19 protein-coding genes are annotated in these 16,866 nt (G+C 67.1%); 6 read left to right on the plus strand and 13 right to left on the minus strand.

What is annotated here, in order from left to right; genetic code table 11:
- Positions 1-408: 408 nt before the first annotated feature.
- Complete coding sequence (locus tag SA87_RS10905) at positions 409-729, plus strand: DUF2614 family zinc ribbon-containing protein (RefSeq protein WP_066203050.1); 321 nt, start codon at positions 409-411, stop codon at positions 727-729.
- Positions 730-838: 109 nt separating this feature from the next.
- Here SA87_RS10905 and SA87_RS10910 read toward each other — a convergent pair whose 3' ends face one another.
- The 5 genes from SA87_RS10910 to mnmM all read right to left on the minus strand — a co-directional run bounded on the left by SA87_RS10910 (position 839) and on the right by mnmM (position 4,756).
- Positions 839-1,435, minus strand: coding sequence for a Fur family transcriptional regulator (locus SA87_RS10910; RefSeq protein WP_066203051.1), 597 nt, complete (start codon positions 1,433-1,435; stop codon positions 839-841).
- Between the two features lie 219 nt (positions 1,436-1,654).
- Positions 1,655-2,401, minus strand: a complete 747-nt coding sequence (gene nth, locus SA87_RS10915) for an endonuclease III (protein WP_082910547.1) — start codon at positions 2,399-2,401, stop codon at positions 1,655-1,657.
- 55 nt (positions 2,402-2,456) lie between these two features.
- Positions 2,457-3,407, minus strand: coding sequence for a D-2-hydroxyacid dehydrogenase (locus SA87_RS10920; protein ID WP_066203055.1), 951 nt, complete (start codon positions 3,405-3,407; stop codon positions 2,457-2,459).
- A gap of 24 nt (positions 3,408-3,431) precedes the next feature.
- The gene (locus SA87_RS10925) at positions 3,432-3,929 is read right to left on the minus strand and encodes a peroxiredoxin (protein WP_066203058.1); all 498 of its coding nucleotides are present in this window, start codon (positions 3,927-3,929) and stop codon (positions 3,432-3,434) included.
- Complete coding sequence (gene mnmM, locus SA87_RS10930) at positions 3,926-4,756, minus strand: tRNA 5-(aminomethyl)-2-thiouridylate-methyltransferase MnmM (protein WP_082718474.1); 831 nt, start codon at positions 4,754-4,756, stop codon at positions 3,926-3,928. The genes SA87_RS10925 and mnmM overlap by 4 nt, the downstream gene beginning before the upstream one ends.
- Positions 4,757-4,859: 103 nt before the next feature.
- Between mnmM and SA87_RS10935 the strand changes: the two genes are divergently transcribed.
- Together SA87_RS10935 and SA87_RS10940 are read left to right on the plus strand one after the other, a co-directional pair.
- Positions 4,860-5,549, plus strand: a complete 690-nt coding sequence (locus tag SA87_RS10935; RefSeq protein WP_066203068.1) for a zinc metallopeptidase — start codon at positions 4,860-4,862, stop codon at positions 5,547-5,549.
- Entirely contained in the window at positions 5,546-6,886 is a 1,341-nt protein-coding gene (locus tag SA87_RS10940) for a glutamate-1-semialdehyde 2,1-aminomutase (RefSeq protein WP_082718475.1), read from the plus strand. The genes SA87_RS10935 and SA87_RS10940 overlap by 4 nt, the downstream gene beginning before the upstream one ends.
- A gap of 86 nt (positions 6,887-6,972) precedes the next feature.
- On the opposite strand, the gene SA87_RS10945 is transcribed toward SA87_RS10940, so the two are convergent.
- Together SA87_RS10945 and SA87_RS10950 are read right to left on the minus strand one after the other, a co-directional pair.
- The gene (locus tag SA87_RS10945; RefSeq protein ID WP_066203071.1) at positions 6,973-7,503 is read right to left on the minus strand and encodes a DUF402 domain-containing protein; all 531 of its coding nucleotides are present in this window, start codon (positions 7,501-7,503) and stop codon (positions 6,973-6,975) included.
- Positions 7,504-7,688: 185 nt separating this feature from the next.
- Positions 7,689-7,856, minus strand: a complete 168-nt coding sequence (locus tag SA87_RS10950; protein WP_066203073.1) for a gamma-type small acid-soluble spore protein — start codon at positions 7,854-7,856, stop codon at positions 7,689-7,691.
- A gap of 203 nt (positions 7,857-8,059) precedes the next feature.
- Here SA87_RS10950 and SA87_RS10955 point away from each other — a divergent pair, with 203 nt between their 5' ends.
- Positions 8,060-8,683, plus strand: coding sequence for a superoxide dismutase (locus SA87_RS10955; RefSeq protein WP_066203076.1), 624 nt, complete (start codon positions 8,060-8,062; stop codon positions 8,681-8,683).
- A 59-nt stretch (positions 8,684-8,742) separates the two neighbouring features.
- Here SA87_RS10955 and mutY read toward each other — a convergent pair whose 3' ends face one another.
- From mutY to SA87_RS10970, 3 genes are all read right to left on the minus strand, one after another.
- Complete coding sequence (gene mutY, locus SA87_RS10960) at positions 8,743-9,909, minus strand: A/G-specific adenine glycosylase (RefSeq protein WP_066203079.1); 1,167 nt, start codon at positions 9,907-9,909, stop codon at positions 8,743-8,745.
- Positions 9,906-11,003: a D-alanine--D-alanine ligase family protein gene (locus SA87_RS10965; RefSeq protein WP_066203082.1), complete on the minus strand. Its 1,098-nt coding sequence runs from the start codon at positions 11,001-11,003 to the stop codon at positions 9,906-9,908. The genes mutY and SA87_RS10965 overlap by 4 nt, the downstream gene beginning before the upstream one ends.
- A gap of 83 nt (positions 11,004-11,086) precedes the next feature.
- Entirely contained in the window at positions 11,087-11,986 is a 900-nt protein-coding gene (locus tag SA87_RS10970) for a sulfurtransferase (protein ID WP_066203288.1), read from the minus strand.
- Positions 11,987-12,132: 146 nt separating this feature from the next.
- Here SA87_RS10970 and SA87_RS10975 point away from each other — a divergent pair, with 146 nt between their 5' ends.
- Positions 12,133-12,729 (plus strand): FAD-dependent oxidoreductase, encoded by a 597-nt coding sequence (locus SA87_RS10975; protein WP_066203084.1) that lies wholly within the window; start codon positions 12,133-12,135, stop codon positions 12,727-12,729.
- A gap of 255 nt (positions 12,730-12,984) precedes the next feature.
- A complete protein-coding gene (locus SA87_RS10980; protein WP_066203087.1) occupies positions 12,985-13,878 on the plus strand; it encodes a manganese catalase family protein in 894 nt (297 codons plus the stop codon).
- A gap of 594 nt (positions 13,879-14,472) precedes the next feature.
- Here SA87_RS10980 and SA87_RS10990 read toward each other — a convergent pair.
- The 3 genes from SA87_RS10990 to SA87_RS11000 form a co-directional block, all read right to left on the minus strand.
- A complete protein-coding gene (locus tag SA87_RS10990; protein WP_082718477.1) occupies positions 14,473-15,240 on the minus strand; it encodes an NAD(P)H-dependent flavin oxidoreductase in 768 nt (255 codons plus the stop codon).
- A gap of 143 nt (positions 15,241-15,383) precedes the next feature.
- Positions 15,384-16,016: an MBL fold metallo-hydrolase gene (locus tag SA87_RS10995; protein WP_066203094.1), complete on the minus strand. Its 633-nt coding sequence runs from the start codon at positions 16,014-16,016 to the stop codon at positions 15,384-15,386.
- Positions 16,013-16,813: a thiazole synthase gene (locus tag SA87_RS11000; protein ID WP_066203096.1), complete on the minus strand. Its 801-nt coding sequence runs from the start codon at positions 16,811-16,813 to the stop codon at positions 16,013-16,015. Before SA87_RS11000 ends, SA87_RS10995 begins: the two co-directional genes overlap by 4 nt.
- Positions 16,814-16,866: the final 53 nt, after the last annotated feature.

Genomic DNA, 16,866 nt, shown 5'->3' on the forward strand with positions numbered 1-16,866 from the left:
CTTCCCATCCCCCCCGGTCCCAACAGACGACCAACACCGCCGGCTCCATCCCGGCCCCCTCGGCCGCCCGCCGGTCCCGGAAAGGCCTTCCTCACAGGGCGGGTGCTGTTTAGTTTTCAAGGAACGCCTGCTCGCTCCACGATGCCGCCCGGTTTCGGGCAGCGACATTCGCTAATGTATCACGACATCTCTTCCCTGTCAAGGGTTTCGGGCTTGGTAATTGTTGCATCATCTGACGACCGACCGTGACGCAGGGGCGCCGATCGGCTATACTCGCCTCAGGAGGGCCGGCGCGTCGCGGCGGCGCCGTTCATCAACGGGCGGCCCGTTTGCCCTCGGCCTCCGTTGGTCTTCCGCGACCGCCGGTCGAGGAGGGCCTCAAGGTCGTTCGTCCAAGGAGGGAGGCCGTTGTTTCGCGGCAAGCTGAACGCCTACCGCTCGATCAGCCTGCTGGCGCTCCTCGCCGGCTTTCTCCTCATGTACGGCGCGATTGTGTCGAAAGGTCTGCCGCTTCTCGCCGGCGGGCTCATGGTCGCCGGTTTTCTCTTCGTCATCGGAAGCGGCCTTTCGTATTTTCTGATCGGCGCCCTGTCGATGCGGGCCGTTCGGGTCATCTGCCCGACGTGCGGCCGGGAAACGAAGATGCTCGGCATGCACGACCGGTGCCTTTCCTGCGGACAGCGGCTCACCCTCGACCCCCGCTTTCGGGAAGAGGGAAAAAAAGAATAGGCGCCGCCGCGCCAAGGGACGGGGGCAAACCGATGGGGGGCGACGGCGAAAGGACCCGGCGACAGGACCGGCCGGCGGACAAAGGCGCCACGGGACGGCCGATGAGACGTCACGCCCCGGTTTCTTCGGCCGCCGGCACAATCGCCGCCGGGCGCCGGGGCTTTTCGTCGGCCGACGCGTCGGCCGCGGGCGCCGGGCGCTCGGGGCTCCGCCCGGCCTTCTGGCAGTCGCTGCAGATGCCGTAAACTTCAAACCGGTGTTCGAGGGGACGGAAACCGGTCTGCCGCAGCACTTCTTGCCGGAGCAGGGCGACGGGGAGCCGACCGTCGGGGGGGTATTCAACGTCTTCGATCCGACCACAAACGACGCAGACGACGTGATAGTGGTCGTGCAGCTGGCCGTCAAAACGGCTCGCCTGATCGCCGAAGGTGAGCTCCCGCACGAGCCCGACTTCTTTGAAGAGCTTCAGGTTGTTGTACACCGTGGCGACGCTCATGCTCGGAAAGCCCGGCGACAGGGCTTTGTAGATCTCATCGGCCGTCGGGTGAGAACGGGTCTTCAGCATGTAGGCAAGGATGGCATGGCGCTGCGGCGTCATGCGGATGCCCCGCGCCCGAAGCGCCTCGACCGCTTCCTGGAATCGGGCTTCGAGTGCTTTTTCGCCGTCGACGTAGACGCGTTCGGCGGTTGCTGCTAACTTCTGCACCACCCTGACCCCCTTTTCACGGCGGCCCTATAACTGAGAATCTTTATCAATAAGACCGGGAAAGAAGGCGCCGCAGCGGGCGCTTGGACTCGAAGCGGTTTCACGGTTTGGCGATCGGCCTCTTGCGATCGGGTTCGGTTCGGAATCGGCTGGAATTGTAATGAGAACCGTTCTCAGTGAATGAGGCCGCTAACTTTTTTTCCTTCCCCTCTTATAACTTTAATCGACGCGGCCGATGTTGTCAACCGGCGGATCTTGATTTTTTTGCCCTGATCGGGCGGCCTTTAAACCGTGCGGACAGTCGACCCAAAGCGGGCAGCGGTCGCACTTCGGCGCCCGGGCGTGGCACATCCGGCGGCCGTGCCAGATGAGGCGGTGATGGGTGACGGCCCACTCGCTCATCGGGATGCGCTGCCGGAGCTCCGCTTCGACCCGCTCCGGCGTGTCGCCGGAGGCGAGTCCGAGCCGGCGGCCGACGCGAAAGACGTGGGTGTCGACGGCGATCGCCGGGAGGCCGAAGGCGGTGCTCAGGACGACGTTGGCCGTCTTCCGGCCGACGCCGGGAAGGGCGACGAGGGCGTCGAAGTCTCGCGGCACTTCGCCGCCGAAGCGCTCGACGAGGATCCGGGCCGTTTCGATGATGTTTTTGCTTTTTGTCCGGTAAAGGCCGATCGACTGGATGTGCGGCGCCAGCTCTTCCGGCGTGAGGGCGGCAAAAGCGCGCGCATCGGGATAGCGGCGGAACAGCTCCGGCGTCACCTGGTTGACCTTGGCATCGGTCGATTGGGCGGACAGCATCGTCGCGACGAGGAGCTGGAACGGCGTCTCGTAATGGAGCTCACAGCGGGCGTCCGGATACAGGGCCGCGAGGCCGTCCAAAATCCGCCGAACGCGACGGGATTCGTCCGTCCGCCCGTCCGCTTCGCGCTCGACCGGTACCCGACGGGGAGCGGTCTCAGGCGGCATGCGGTTCCCTCGCTTTTTCTGAACGGTGGCCGGGCGATTGAGCCCGACGGCCGGGCTAATACCCCCGGCGGAGATCGACGCGATTTTCCAGGCCGGAAAGATCCCCGGACCGATAGCGGAGGAGGTTCCGGCGAAACAGCTCGAGCGCCCGCTCGAGGTAGTGAGGCGTCCGACCGGCGACGTGCGGGGTGAGGATCACCCGGGGGAACGCCCAGAACGGATGCTCCGGCGGGAGCGGTTCGTCGGCAAAGACGTCCAGATAGGCGGCGGAAAGCCGCTCTTTCTGAAGCGCTTCCCAAAGCGCCCCTTCGTCGACGAGGGCGCCCCGCCCGACGTTGACGAAGACGGCGCCGGGCTTCATCGCCGAAAAGCGCCGCCGGTCGAAAAGGCCGGCGGTCGCCGATGTGAGCGGCAGCACGACGACGACGATATCCGCCTCCGGCAAAAAATCCTCCAGAGCGGAAAGGTCGCCGATGCGCTCAAAGGGCCAAAGCGCTCCGGCCGACCGCCGGATGCCGAGCAACCGGACGCCGAACGGGACGAGCCGCTCGGCGATCGCCCGGCCGACGGCGCCGGCGCCGACGATGAGAACGGTCTTTCCGGCGAGCTCCTCGACGCGAAGGGTCGGCGACCAGCGGCGCGCCTTTTGTTCTTCGTAAAAGGCGTAAAGCCGGCGCACGTGGGCGAGGAGAAGCCCGATGACGTGCTCCGCCATCGGAATGGCATGAATGCCCCGGGCGTTGGTGACGACGATTCCCCGGTCGAGAAGCGTCTCCCGCGGCAGCCCGTCGATGCCGCTTTTGAGCACCATCACCCAGCGCAGGCGGGAAAACGCGGCGAGGCGATCGGCCCCCAGGTCGTCGCCGTAGGTGACGATCACCTCGGTGTCGGACGGCGCCGGAGCGGCGGAAAGCGACGGCACAAAATCGAACGGGACGTCCGGAAACGCGCCTTTGAGCGCTTCCCGGTGCTTGTCGGCCAGCCGGGCGGTGACGACGACGCGCATCGGCCCTCTCCCCTTTTGGAGTCGTCAGCGGTTTTCCATCGCTTCGATCGCCTGCCGGACTTCTTCCCCGTGGCCGTCCACCTTGACGTTCAACCAGCGGCGGGCGATGCGCCCCGCTTCGTCGATGAGAAACGTCGAGCGGACGATGCCCATGCTCTCCCGGCCGAAGCGGACCTTCCGCTGCCAGACGCCGTATCGCTCGGCGACCGCATGGTCGGCGTCCGAAAGAAGTAGAAACGGAAGGTCGTATTTGGTGCGGAACTTTTCATGGCTTTCGATCGGGTCGGGGCTTACGCCGAGGACGACGGCCCCGAGACCGGTAAACGTCGGATGGAGGTCGCGAAACTGGATCGCCTCTCGGGTGCAGCCGGGGGTGTCGTCTTTCGGGTAAAAATAAAGGACGACTTTCTGTCCGCGAAAATCGCTGAGGCGGACGACGGTGCCGCCTGCGGCGGGCAGAGCAAAATCCGGCGCCGGCTCGCCGACGTTCGGCGGGGCCGGACGGCGGGTTTCCTCGTTCATCGCATTCCCTCCCGTCCAGAGTTCAAGGTCTCCGACGTCCGGGTCTTAAGGTCTCCGGCGTTTTCCTCCCCCATCGTATCATGTTTGTCCGCCCCGTGCATCCCGCCCTTTTGAACGGCGGATTTTTGAACGGCGTACAAGATCGGCGACCGCCGGGCCGTCCGCTCGGAGGAACCGGTGGGGCCGGCCGTCTCCGGGCGGTCGGAGGCCGCGACGGTACCGTCCCCTTCGAGGCGACCGGTGGCCGCGATGGGGTCGCCGTTTCCCCGGGAATCGGGGGACGGGGCGGTCCCGTCTTTGCCGGGGCGGTCGGGGCCGTTCATCCGGCGAAAGGTGTAGACGTGGTACGCCGGGTGAGGAAGGACCGCGAAAAAGCGCTCCAGCGCCTCGGCTTCCCGGGCCCCTTCCGGGTGGCCCGGATAGGCGATGACGGTGAGCACTCCGCCGGGCCTAAGGAGAGCGAGGGCCGCCTTCACGGCGGCCAGGGTCGTCGGGGTGCGGGTGGTGAGGTCCGGCCGGCCTTCGGGCCAAAAGCCGAGGTTGAAGACGGCGGCGGCGATCCCCGGCGGGACGAATCGAGGGAGTTCGGCGTGATCGTGCATGAACCAGCGGACGTTGGCGAGACCCCGGCGCTCGAGGCGCCGCCGGGCCCGCTCCAGCGCCTCCGGCTGGATGTCGAAGGCGTACACCACCCCGGACGGTCCGACCCGCTCGGCCAAAAAAACGGTGTCCCGGCCGCTTCCGGCAGTGGCGTCGACGGCGCGATCGCCCGGACGGAGCGCCCGGTCGAGGATCCGATGGGCCAGTTCGGTCATGGGGATGGGCATGATAAACCTCCCGCTCTTTCGGCGCCCGGCAATGCCTTGACAACTCCGGAGCGCTCCGGTATGAATCTAAGTGGGGGAGCTTGTGACGAAGGGGGAGACCCGCATGTACGTTTATACACCGTGGACGATCCTCATCCTGGCCGCCTTCGGCCTGGCGATGTGGGCTCAGTTTCGGGTCCAGGGGGCGTTTCATGCGCATTCCCGGGAACGCGCCTCCTCGGGCCTGACCGGCGCCGAAGCGGCGCGGGAGATGTTATACGCGAACGGCATCACCGACGTCCGGATCGAACCGGTCCCGGGGACGCTGACCGATCATTACGACCCGGTGGCCAAGGTCATCCGCCTGTCGGAGCCGGTCTACGGCGGGCGTTCGATCTCCGCCGTGTCCGTCGCCTGCCATGAAGTCGGCCACGCGATCCAGCACAAGGTCCGCTATCCGATGCTCGTCTTCCGGCACGCGATGGTGCCGGTGACGCAGTTTGCCTCCGGCATCGCGCCGCTCCTTCTGCTCGCCGGGTTTTTCTTCAAGCTATCGGGTCTTCTGCTCCTCGGAATCATCGCCTTCAGCTTTGCCGTCCTCTTCCACGTCGTCACCCTGCCGGTCGAGTTTGACGCGTCCCGGCGGGCGAAGGAGCAGATGGTCCGCCTCGGAATCATCAGCGCGGCGGAAAAGCGCGGGGCGGACCGGGTGCTCGGCGCCGCCGCCCTGACGTACGTCGCGGCGACGCTTGTGGCGGTACTTCAGCTTCTGGAATACATCTGGCTGTTTAACCGGCAGGAGAACGAACAATGAAACGAACAACGAACGGAAGAAACGAGGCGCAGGCGCTCGATCGGCATGAAGCGTGGTACGCCCGGGCGCTCGATATCATCCCCGGCGGCGTAAACAGCCCGTCCCGAAGCTACAAAGCGGTCGGCGGCGGGGCGCCGCGTTTTTTTGTGCGCGGCGAGGGGGCGTACCTGTACGACGTCGACGGCCGGCGATATATCGACTACCTGGCGGCCTTCGGCCCCCTCATCCTCGGCCACGCCCACCCGGCCCTCGTTCGGGCGATCCGGCAGGCGGCCGAGGAGGGGACGCTCTTCGGGACGCCGACGCCCTATGAAGTGGAGTTTGCCGAGCGCCTTCGAGCGGCGATCCCGGAGCTCGAGCGGGTTCGGCTCACGAACTCCGGCACGGAGGCGGTGATGACGGCCGTCCGCCTGGCGCGGGCATACACCGGTCGGTCGAAAATCATCAAGTTTGCCGGCGCCTACCACGGCCATTTCGACCTCGTCCTCGTCGCCGCCGGGAGCGGGCCGGCGACCCTCGGCGTGCCGGATGCCGCCGGTGTGCCGGCGGCCGTCGCCCGGGACGTCGTCACCGTCCCGTACAACGATTCCGAAGCCCTGGCGCTCGCCGTGGAACGCTTCGGATCGGAGCTTGCGGCCATCGTCGTCGAACCGATCGTCGGCAACTTCGGCATCGTGCCGCCGGAACCGGCGTTTCTCGAGGCGATCCACCGCCTCGCCCGGGAATGCGGCGCCCTCGTCGTCTACGACGAGGTGATCACCGCCTTTCGCTTCCGCTACGGCAGCGTCATGCCGATGCTCGGGACGAGAGCCGACCTCATCGCCCTCGGCAAGATCATCGGCGGCGGCCTCCCGATCGGCGCTTACGGCGGCCGGGCCGAGATCATGGCCCTTGTGGCGCCGGAAGGCCCGGTGTATCAAGCCGGGACGATGGCCGGGAACCCCGCCTCGGTGCGGGCGGGGCTGGCCCTGCTCGAGGCGCTTCAGGCGCCGGGGCTCTACGACGGCCTCGAGGCCAAAGCTCGGGCGCTCGCGGACGGGCTTCTTGCGCTTTCCGACCGCTACGGCATCCCGCTTCAGATCAACCGCGTCGGGGGCGCCTTTTCCACCCATTTTACCGACCGGCCGGTTCGGACGTATGCGGACGCCGAGGCGGCGGACGGGGCCCTTTACGCCGCCTTCTTCCGCGGCATGCTGCGGCGCGGCGTGCTCCTCCCGCCGTCGAAATTCGAAGCGTGGTTCGTCATGGTCCCTCACTCCGATGCCGACGTCGCCGAGACGCTCGCCGCCGCCGAGGCGACGTTCCGCGAGATGGCGGCGGCTCCGCGGCGGCCGTAGCGCTTCGCGCCGGCGGGCGGGGCCCGATCGGCCGAAAGGCGCCCGGACCGCCATGCTCTTTCCGGCGTCAAGCCATGGCGCCGCCGTCAGGAGCCGACGAGCCGGACAAAGCGCGCGTGGTAGCGATGGACGACGTCGGGATCAAACGGCGGCCGACGGGCCTGGATGAGACGGAGCAGCCGGCCGAGAGCGCGCCGGGCCTGGGTGACGACCTTGAGCGGATAGGCATACCGCTCGCGGTTGACCCGAAATTCCTCTTTGTCCAGGACCTCCACCTCGCCGTCCGGCGTCACCCGGACGTCGAGATCGAGGTCCACGTAGGTGAGCGTCCCCCGCCGCCATTCGGCGGGGGTGCTTATATTGCAGTAAAAATGCACGCCGTCCTCCCGAAGCATGGCGATAACGTTGAACCACTCCCGGCGATCGAAAAAGCAGATCGCCGGCTCCCGGGTCGTCCACGTCGTGCCGTCCGCCTCGGTGACCGCCACCCGGTCGTTCCCGCAGATGATGCGCCGACCATCGGCGAGCAGCAGGTTGCCCGACCATCGGCGGTGCAGCTTGCCGTCGTACTTGTAGCTTTCGATGTCGAACCGGTCGCCGATGTGCCGGTAATGCACGGCGCATCCCCCGCTGGCTTTCCTTTTTTTGTCTGCCTCCGTTATTGTACCTCACCGTCGGCCGGGTCGAAACCGCCCGGCCGATCCACGCCAAAACGCGCCTGCCGTTCGGCAGGCGCGTTTTGACCCGTTTTGATCTGCTTCGGACCGTCCACCTCCCGGCGGAACGGCGCACGCTTCCGGCGTCAGCTCTTTTTGTTCTGCATCGACCGTTTATTTTCCGCTTTGACGTCGGCGACGTTCGTTTCGGCGGCAAACTCGGAGCCGTAGCCGCCGGCCTGGTTCGCCTTAGCCGCCTGGTTGCGCTTCTTTACGTGCTCGACGTTCGTCCCGGCCTTCGTCTTCTGGTCCATGTCCTCACCCCCTCGGCTGTATTGTGCCCGGCGCCGGGCCGAGCATGCCGTGGGAAATTTCTCTGCCGGGACGAGGACCTCTGCCGGGGAGGATTTCCAACCCGATCGTAGGGGTTTCCTTGATTTCCCTCAAGCATTGTTTTAGACTAGAAAGCGAACACTACGCGGTGAGCCCAGACGAGCTTGAACGAGGAGGGATAGGGATGTTCGAACTGCCGCCGCTTCCGTACCCCTACGACGCGCTGGAGCCGTATTTTGACGCCAAGACGATGGAAATTCACTACAACGGGCACCACGGCGCTTACGTCAAGAACCTGAACGCCGCCCTCGAAAAATATCCCGCATGGCAAAATAAGCCGATTGAAGAGCTGCTTCAGTCCCTCGACCAACTGCCGGAAGACATCCGGACGGCGGTCCGGAACAACGGCGGCGGCCACTACAACCACAGCTTCTGGTGGCCGATGCTGAAGAAAAACGAAGGGGGCCAGCCGGTCGGCAAGTTTGCCGAAGCGATCAACCGGGACTTCGGCAGCTTTGAGGCCTTTAAGGACGCCTTTTCCAAGGCGGCGGCGGGACGGTTCGGAAGCGGCTGGGCGTGGGTCGTCGTCGAACCGGATGGGAAGCTCACCGTCACGACGACGCCGAACCAGGACAACCCGGTCATGGAAGGGAAGACGGTCGTCTTCGGCCTCGACGTCTGGGAGCACGCCTACTACCTGAAGTATCAGAACCGGCGGCCGGAGTACATCCAGGCGTTCTGGAACGTCGTCAACTGGGACGTCGTCAACGAGCGGTACGAAGAAGCGCTGAAAAAGTTCGGGCGGTAAGCCGGTTGCCGGGTGAAGCGAAAACCCCCTTGACGGCCCGACGGGCCGCAAGGGGGTTTTTACGCCCGATCCGGGAAGGCCCGAGCCCGGTAGAGTTCATACGCCTTCCGAAACGGGCCGGCCAGGGGAAGCGCCGCCACCTCCGCTTCCGGAAGCCAGCGGGCTTCCTCTGCCTCCGGAGAAAGGGGCCACGCCTCTGCCGCGACGCTCCGGACGTCGAGCGTCCAGAGGCGGTGGGTGAAGACGTGTTCGACGGTGCCGACGGTTTGGGCCCGGCCGAGGGCGTCCGGCGGAAGCGCCTCGGCGGCGAAAGACGCGCCCGCCGCCCCGGCGGGCTGGCCGGCATCGGTCGGGCCGGGCCGCTCGATGTCACCGCCGGCGGAGGGAGGCCGGGCGAACGGCGCGTTGGGAAACTGCCAGAGGCCGCCGAGGAGGCGCCCCTTCCGGCGCTCGACCCGCAGGGCGCCGTCCCGGCGCCGGACGATCCAGACGATCCGGTGCTCCCGGCGTTTGGGCGCCGGCGGCCGGCGCACGGGGAACGCTTCCGGCCGGCCGAGGGCCCGGGCGGCGCAACGGGTCTTAAGCGGACAACGGCCGCAGGCCGGCGCCTTCGGCGTGCAGACGAGCGCACCGAGCTCCATGAGGGCCTCGGTGAGCGTCCGGGGCGTCGCCGGCGGTCGAAGGGCGCCGTACGCCGGCCGGAGGGCCGCTTCCGCCGCCCGGTCGAACGCCGGCCGATCGACCGGCGTCTCCCAGGCGAAAAACCGCGCCAGAACCCGCCGGACGTTGCCGTCGATCGCCGGTTCCGGCCGGCCGAAGGCGATCGACAGGACCGCTCCGGCGGTGTAGGCGCCGATGCCGGGAAGCCGCCTGAGCGCCTCCGGATCGTCCGGAAGCCGCCCGTCGTAGCGGGCGACGACTTCCCGGGCGAGAGCGTGGGCGTGCCGCGCCCGGGCGTAGTAGCCGAGGCCGCTCCAGAAGCGGAGCACCTCCGCCTCCTCCGCCTCGGCCAGGGCCCGAAACGTCGGAAAGCGGGCCATCCACCGCTCGTAGTACGGCAGGACCGTCGTCACCTGCGTTTGCTGCAGCATCAGTTCTGCGATGAGGATGCGGTACGGATCGTCCGTCCGGCGCCAGGGAAGATCCCGCGCCTCCCGGCGAAACCAGTCGACGAGCGCCCGAACGTCGTCCGGCGCCAGGCGCTCCGAAGTCAGGGCGTCGGTCAACGTCGATCGTTCCTTTCGCCGGCCCGGCGCAGGGCCTCCTCGACGAGCCGGTCGATGAGCGCCGGATACGCAAGGCCGCTCGCCGCCCAGAGGCGCGGATACATGCTCCGGTCGGTAAAACCGGGCATCGTGTTGATTTCGTTCACGTAGAGCCGCCCCGCCCCCTTGTCGAGGAAAAAGTCGACCCGAGCGAGATCCCGGGCGCCGATCGCCCGGTACGCCCGCAGGGCGAGGGCGCGGATCTCCTCGGCGAGCGCCCCGTCGATCGGCGCCGGGACGAGGAGCTCCGCGCCGCCGGCGGTGTATTTGGCCTCGTAGTCGTAAAACGCCCGCCGCGGCACGACCTCTCCGACGACCGACGCCTCCGGCGGCTCGTTGCCGAGGACCGCCACCTCGAGCTCCCGGACGGCGAGGCCCTCTTCGACGAGGACGGTCGCATCGTATCGCGCCGCTTCCCGAAGGGCCCGCACGAGCGTCGACCGGTCGTCGGCCCGGGAGATGCCGAGGCTGGAGCCGGAGTTCGCCGGCTTCACGAAGACGGGGTAAGGAAAAGCCTCCTCCACCGTTCGGGCGACCGCGTCCGGGTCCGCCTGGACCGCCCGCCGCTCGAAGACGAGGTAACGCACTTGCGGCAGCCCTTCGAGGGCAAAGAGCCGCTTCATCGTCGCCTTGTCCATGCCGACCGCCGAGGCCAGCACGCCCGAGCCCACGTACGGGATGCCGAGGAGTTCGAGGTATCCCTGAACCGTCCCGTCTTCCCCCATCGGCCCGTGCAAGAGGGGAAAGGCGACGTCCGCCGCGTTTAAGTGCGGCGACCCGACCGCCCGCCACGGCGGGCCGGGAGGAAAGCCGGGCGAAGCCGGCGGATCGGTCTTTGGACCGCCGGCCGGCCCCGCCGCCGGGACGGCCGCTCCCCGGAGCAGGGCCCACGACGCCTCCGGCGAAAGCCACGTTCCGTCCCGGGCGATGGCGACCGGAAGGACGGTGTACCGTTCCGGGTCGATCGCCCGGAAGACCGATCGGGCCGACTGGATCGAGACGGCGTGTTCCACCGACGCGCCGCCGAACAAAAGCGCCACTTTGCGCTTGGTCACCGCTCATCGCCTCATTTCTCTCGTTGCCGCAACCGGCCCGCCGACCCGTTCGGTCCGACGACCGCATCCGGCTTACCCTTTCCCTATGTGTTCCCGCCCCCTGCTATGCCGCCGGAACCGGGGGCGGCCGCTCCCCGGGCGATCGGGTTCAAGGGGTCACCGACCCAGGCGCTGTAACTTCCGGCGTAGACGCGGACGTCCGCCCATCCGGCGGCCCGGAGCGCCAGGGCGACGATCGCCGACGTCACCCCGGAACCGCAGTAGACGACCGCCGGACGATCGGCCGGAAGGCCCCGGAAGACGTCCTGAAGCCGCTCCGGCGCCGCGATCTCTCCGGTGTCGGGATCGCGCAAGGCGGCGTACGGGACGTTCAGCGCCCCCGGAATGTGGCCGGCGACCGGATCGATCGGTTCGCTCAGCCCGAGGTACCGCTCCGGGTCCCGGGCGTCGATGAGCACCCCGAAAGCCTCGCCGGCTACGAGGCGCCGGATATCGTCGGTCGTCGCAAAACCGGCCTCCGGCCGGACCGCCGCCGAAAGCGGGTACGGCGGCTTCGGGCGGAAGACCGGCCGCTCGGCCGTCGTCGGATAGCCCCGCGCCTTCCAGACGGAAAACGGCACGGAAAGCACCGCCGCCCGCTCGTGGCCGATCGCCCGAAGCATCCAGACGATCCGTCCGGCAAACCCGCCGCCGTGGTCATCGTAGACGACGACGGCACCGTCCGGTCCGACGCCGAGGTCTCCCAGGCGGGCCGCAAAGGCCGGCCACGGGGGGAGGGGATGTCGCCCTGCCCGCGGATCGGGCGGCGCCGACGCGTCCCGTTCGAGGTCGATGTACCGGGCGCCGGGAAGATGTTCCCGTTCGTACGCCCGCCGCCCCGCCGCCGGATCCAAAAGATCGAAGCGAGCGTCCAGGAGGACGAGGTCTGGGGCCTCAAGGCGGGCCAGAACGTCTTCCGGCGGGACGAAAAAGGCTTCGGCCACCGTCCGGATCGCCCCTTTCCCGTTCTTTTTCGCCGGCCACAACCGGTCGGCCAAGGCCGGCCGCGCCGGATCCCCGCCGGCCGTCCCCGGGGCTCCTCGACGGAGGCCCCGGTCAAAAGCGCACAAGCCTGGAGGTGCACTGAACGATGATCGACGTCGTCGTCATCGGCGGCGGCCCCGCCGGGGCCAGCGCCGCCCTCTTTCTCGCCAAAGCCGGCCTTTCCGTCGTCGTCGTGGACGCCGGCCAGGGCATCACGAAAAAGGCCTGGATCCGAAACCACCTCGGCCTCCCCGACGTCACCGGACCGGAGCTCGTCGAGCTCGGCCGGCGCCAGGCGACGGCCTTCGGCGCCCGCTGGATCGACGGGACCGTCGTCGACGCAAGCCGCGAGGGCGACGGCTTCCGCCTCATCGTCGAGCGGGACGGCGACCGGGAGACCCTCAAGGCCCGGCAGCTTCTCCTCGCCACCGGCCTCTGGACCGACCTCGCCGAGCGGATCGGCGTCCACATCGTCCCGGCCAAAGAGCCCCGGGTCAAGGCGAACGTCGCCGTCGATCCCGAAGGCCGGACGAACGTTCCCGGCGTCTGGGCCGCCGGCACCGTCGCCGGCGCCAGCGTCCACACGATCGTCACCGCCGGCGACGGCGCCCGGGTGGCGATCAACCTCCTAAGCGCCCTCCGGGGCGAGCGGTATGTCGACCACGACCTTCTGTCCGACCGGCCGGCGGGCCCGACCGCCTGAGCACCGCCCACGGCGATGTAGCGGCGGAACCGACGTCCCGGCCACGCAGCGGAAAAAGCGGCGAAACGGTTGTTCCTCGCCGCGCGGCCGAAGCCGAAGAAGGGGTCGGACGGCCGGACGCAAACGGCGTCGAACCGAATTCTAACACAGCGGTCAGGCACCCCCCAAGAGGCGCCCGCATACAAAGGCGGATAAAGCGGACGGCTTCGGCCGTTTCCGATCATCCGCCGCCGGCGGAAAAAAGGGGGCCTCGCGGTGTACCTCCGGATCGACCGCCTGCAGATCGAGCTCCCGAAGGTGTGGGAGCCGGACCCGAACGCCGCCGCCGCCGTTCAGGAACTTTTCGGCGGGCGCTTCGGCGAGATGTCGACGCTCATGAACTATACGATGCAATCGTTTAATTTCCGCGGCCGGACGAAGCGCCGCCCCTTCTACGACCTCATCGCCAACATCGCCGCCGAAGAACTGGGCCACATCGAGCTCGTCGCCGCCGTCGTCAACCAGCTCCTCGTCGGCGCCACCGAAACGGCGCCGCCGACGGAAGCGCCGCTGGAGCCGGGCAAAGAGGCGCGAAACAGCCACTTTTTCATCAACACCGCCCAGACGGCGATGGCCGTCAATTCGATGGGCGAGCCGTGGCGCGGCGATTACGTCTTCAACAGCGGAACCCTCATCCTCGACCTCTTGCACAACTTCTTCCTGGAAAACGGAGCTCGGCTGCATAAGCTGCGCGTCTACGAAATGACGACCCACCCGGTGGCCCGGGAGGCCGTCGGTTACCTCATCGTCCGCGGCGGCGTGCACGCCCTGGCCTACGCCAAAGCCCTGGAAGCGCTCACCGGCGTCGATGTCCCCAAAATGCTCCCCATTCCGAAGATCCGGGACGACGCCATTCCCGAAGCGGCCAAATACCGCCGCATGAACGTCCACCTCACCCTGTACCGCTTCAGCCCCGACGATTACCGGCAAATCGCCGCCATCTGGCGCGGCGAGCATCCGGACGGCGGAGCCCTCGTCATAAAAGACGGCCCGCCCCCCGGCGGTCCCATCCCCGAACTCCCTGATCTTCCGGAAAGCTTTGCGCCGGACTACGACCCCGAAGCGCTCGCCGAGATGGCCCAGTTCCTGTTGAAGAAAAAAAAGACGTAATCCGCGGCGGAGCTCCGTCACGCTCTAGAAAATTGCTTCCCTTTCTTCGAACGCCACGGCATGAACCCGTGGCACCGCGTTCGGTGCGGAGGCCGGGAAGAAGCCGTGGGAAAAAGCGACTTCGCTTTTGCCGGTGGGGGGTTCGATTCCATATCAATCGGGCCCCCCTCTTGTCAGGAAAGCTCATGCCGTTCTGCGGGGGCGGCGTTTTTTTTTTTTGCGGCGAACATCGTTTTCGTTCGGAGCGTCGGCGCGCGCGACGCGCGGGCGCCGTGGGGCTCAAGACGGCGGTCGGCAAACGGGCGGAGCGGACGACGACGGTCGACCCTCGAACGGCGGAGCGGGCCCATGAAGCGGCGTTTTAACCCTTTTTTCGCCGCGGTCGATCGAGAAGGACCGGGCGGGGCGACTTGGGAAAGGCGGAGACAATGAGGAGGGTTTCGATCCTCGCTCGTGAGCCGATATCAGGCAATGCTTGGAAATCCGCATGCCTTTTTGCCGGTCCGCCCACGGCATTGTGCCCGAGACGGCTCACGTCATCTTGCATTTCGCGTCCTTGACCGCCTTTCTGTCGGCGGTCGCAGCGACGTTGCGTTAACGGCTGAGGGCGCCCAAAACTTGCTCCGCCTCCCGAATGAGCCGGCGGACGATTTCGCCCGCGCCGGCTTCACGGCACATGGCGGAACCCTGCCCGGCCCAAAGCGCCATGAATTCCGGATCGGGTTGCCGCGCGGCCCAGTCCCGCATCGGACGGGTGAGCGCATTCTGAACGGGATAAGGGGGGATGGGCGCCTCATATTCGCGCATCAGGGAGATGAACGCGTTCTGAATCCCTCGCGCCGGCTTTCCGGAAAAGGCCGCGGTGATGACGGTCGAGGTGTCGCGGCTCTGGAGGACGGCCTTTTTGTGGCTGGGGTGGGCGCCGCTTTCCCGGCTGGCGAGAAAAGCGGTGCCCATCTGCACCGCCGATGCCCCTAGGGCCAGCGCGGCGACGATGCCCCGGCCGTCCATGATGCCGCCCGACGCGATGACGGGAACGCTGACCTTGTCCACGAACTGGGGAACCGGCGCGATCGTTCCGATGAGAGCGGAGGCTTCGAATCCGAGAAACGTCCCGCGATGGCCGCCCGCTTCGTATCCCTGCGCCACGACGGCGTCTACTGAGAAGACGGAATAAAACCCGCCTCTTCCTGAAGGCGGGTTTGACGACGGCTTCTCAAACGACGTCTTCCAGCGCGCCCGTACCGCCACAAACGCTGCAAGAGACGATGCCAAACCCAAAGCAATACGGGCACGTCCCTTCTCCCGCTTCCCCTTCGCCGGTTCCGCCGCACATCCGGCATAGCTCCTCGCCGTTCCCACGGCACTTCGGGCAGTCGATCATCGCCCCGACCTCCTGTTATAAAACATACGGCTGATTTCTTGCTCACATTATATAACAGCGAGAAGCGGAGGCGCAACGACCCCGAAGCTGTTTAAATTGCATTCAACGGTCGCATTCCCCGTCATCCGCGGACGAACGGATTCGACGTCCGCTCCCGGCCGATCGTCGTCTCCGGCCCGTGCCCGGGGTAGACCCGCGTCTCCGGCGGCAGCGGATACAGCTTTTCGCGAACGCTCCGAAGAAGCGCCGCGTGATCGCCTCCCGGAAGATCCGTCCGCCCGATGCCTCCGGCGAAAAGCGCATCGCCGGTGAAAACGACTTCATCGATGAGATAGGCGACCGAACCGGGCGAATGGCCGGGCACATGCAGCACCTTAAGCGTTCTCCGGGCAAACGGAAAGACATCGCCGTCTTCGACCGGCCGATCGGCGTTCGGGGCGACGACGCGCGCGGTGAGATCCGGAAAGAAGGCCGAACCGTTCAGTTCGGGATCACGAAGCCATCCCGCCTCCTGCGGGTGGATCAGGATCGGGGCCCCGGTCGCCTTTTTGAGGGCCTCGAGGCCGGCGATGTGGTCAAAATGGGCGTGGGTGAGGAGAAGATACGCCACGCGATAGCCCCGGACCGCCTCGATGAGCGGCTCAGGATCGGCGCCGGGATCGATGACGACCGCTTCCTTATGCGCGTCGTCGAACAGCGCGTAGGCGTTCTCCTGAATCGCTCCGAGAACGAAACGCTCAATGCGAAGGTTCACGTGATCATCCCTTCCATCGGCGACGAAGCGCTCGCGTAGGCCCGTTTCGGCATGCGCCCGGCGCGATACGCCATCCGGCCGGCAAGGACCGCATGACGCATCGCTTCGGCCATTTTCACCGGGTCTTTGGCCTCGGCCACCGCGGTGTTCACGAGCACCGCGTCGGCGCCGAGCTCAAGCGCCAGCGCCACGTCTGACGGCGCGCCGAGCCCGGCATCGACGATGACCGGCACGCGAACCGATTCGACGATGAGCTTCAGCGCATAAGGGTTCAGGATGCCGAGTCCGGTGCCGATCGGTGCGGCCCCCGGCATGACCGCATGCGCCCCCACCGCTTCGAGCCGCTTGGCGAGAACCGGGTCATCTGACGTGTAAGCGAGGACGATGAACCCTTCCCTCACGAGCGCTTCCGTCGCCTTCAGCGTCTCGATCGGATCCGGAAGGAGCGTCCGCGTATCGCCGACGATCTCGACCTTGATCATCGAGGAAAGTCCGCTGGCTTTCGCCAGGCGGGCGAGTCGGATCGCCTCCTCCGCCGTCCTGGCTCCGGCGGTGTTGGGAAGCAGCCGATGCCGGGAAAGGTCAACCCCTTCCAACACGCCGGAGACGCCTTCGACCCCTTCCCGCCGCTCGAGATCGACGCGGCGCACGGCGAACGTCACGACTTCCGCCCCCGAAGCCTCGATCGCCCGCTTTTGCACATCCACGGACGGGTATTTCCCCGTCCCCAAAAAGAGCCGCGAACGGAACGCATACGGTCCGATGGTGAGGAAATCGTCTTCATTTTTTCGCTGCATAGGCTTCCCTCGCTCCCGAAGGCAAAGTTCAGGTCCTTTCGCTTCGGCCCGAA

It is taken from the genome of Hydrogenibacillus schlegelii (assembly GCF_001653195.1).
In the GTDB taxonomy this organism is placed as follows: domain Bacteria; phylum Bacillota; class Bacilli; order Thermicanales; family DSM-22653; genus Hydrogenibacillus; species Hydrogenibacillus schlegelii.

Excerpts from the sequence above, each read along its gene's own strand:
- SA87_RS10975 (WP_066203084.1), top strand. The coding sequence starts at position 12,133 with ATGATCGACGTCGTCGTCATCGGCGGCGGCCCCGCCGGGGCCAGCGCC.
- SA87_RS10920 (WP_066203055.1), bottom strand. The coding sequence starts at position 3,407 with ATGCGCGTCGTCGTCACCGCCCGGCTGGCCGACAAGCACCGGGAAGCG.
- nth (WP_082910547.1), bottom strand. The coding sequence starts at position 2,401 with ATGCCGCCTGAGACCGCTCCCCGTCGGGTACCGGTCGAGCGCGAAGCG.
- SA87_RS11000 (WP_066203096.1), bottom strand. The coding sequence starts at position 16,813 with ATGCAGCGAAAAAATGAAGACGATTTCCTCACCATCGGACCGTATGCG.
- SA87_RS10950 (WP_066203073.1), bottom strand. The coding sequence starts at position 7,856 with ATGGACCAGAAGACGAAGGCCGGGACGAACGTCGAGCACGTAAAGAAG.
- mnmM (WP_082718474.1), bottom strand. The coding sequence starts at position 4,756 with ATGCCCATCCCCATGACCGAACTGGCCCATCGGATCCTCGACCGGGCG.
- SA87_RS10955 (WP_066203076.1), top strand. The coding sequence starts at position 8,060 with ATGTTCGAACTGCCGCCGCTTCCGTACCCCTACGACGCGCTGGAGCCG.
- SA87_RS10935 (WP_066203068.1), top strand. The coding sequence starts at position 4,860 with ATGTACGTTTATACACCGTGGACGATCCTCATCCTGGCCGCCTTCGGC.
- SA87_RS10940 (WP_082718475.1), top strand. The coding sequence starts at position 5,546 with ATGAAACGAACAACGAACGGAAGAAACGAGGCGCAGGCGCTCGATCGG.
- SA87_RS10925 (WP_066203058.1), bottom strand. The coding sequence starts at position 3,929 with ATGAACGAGGAAACCCGCCGTCCGGCCCCGCCGAACGTCGGCGAGCCG.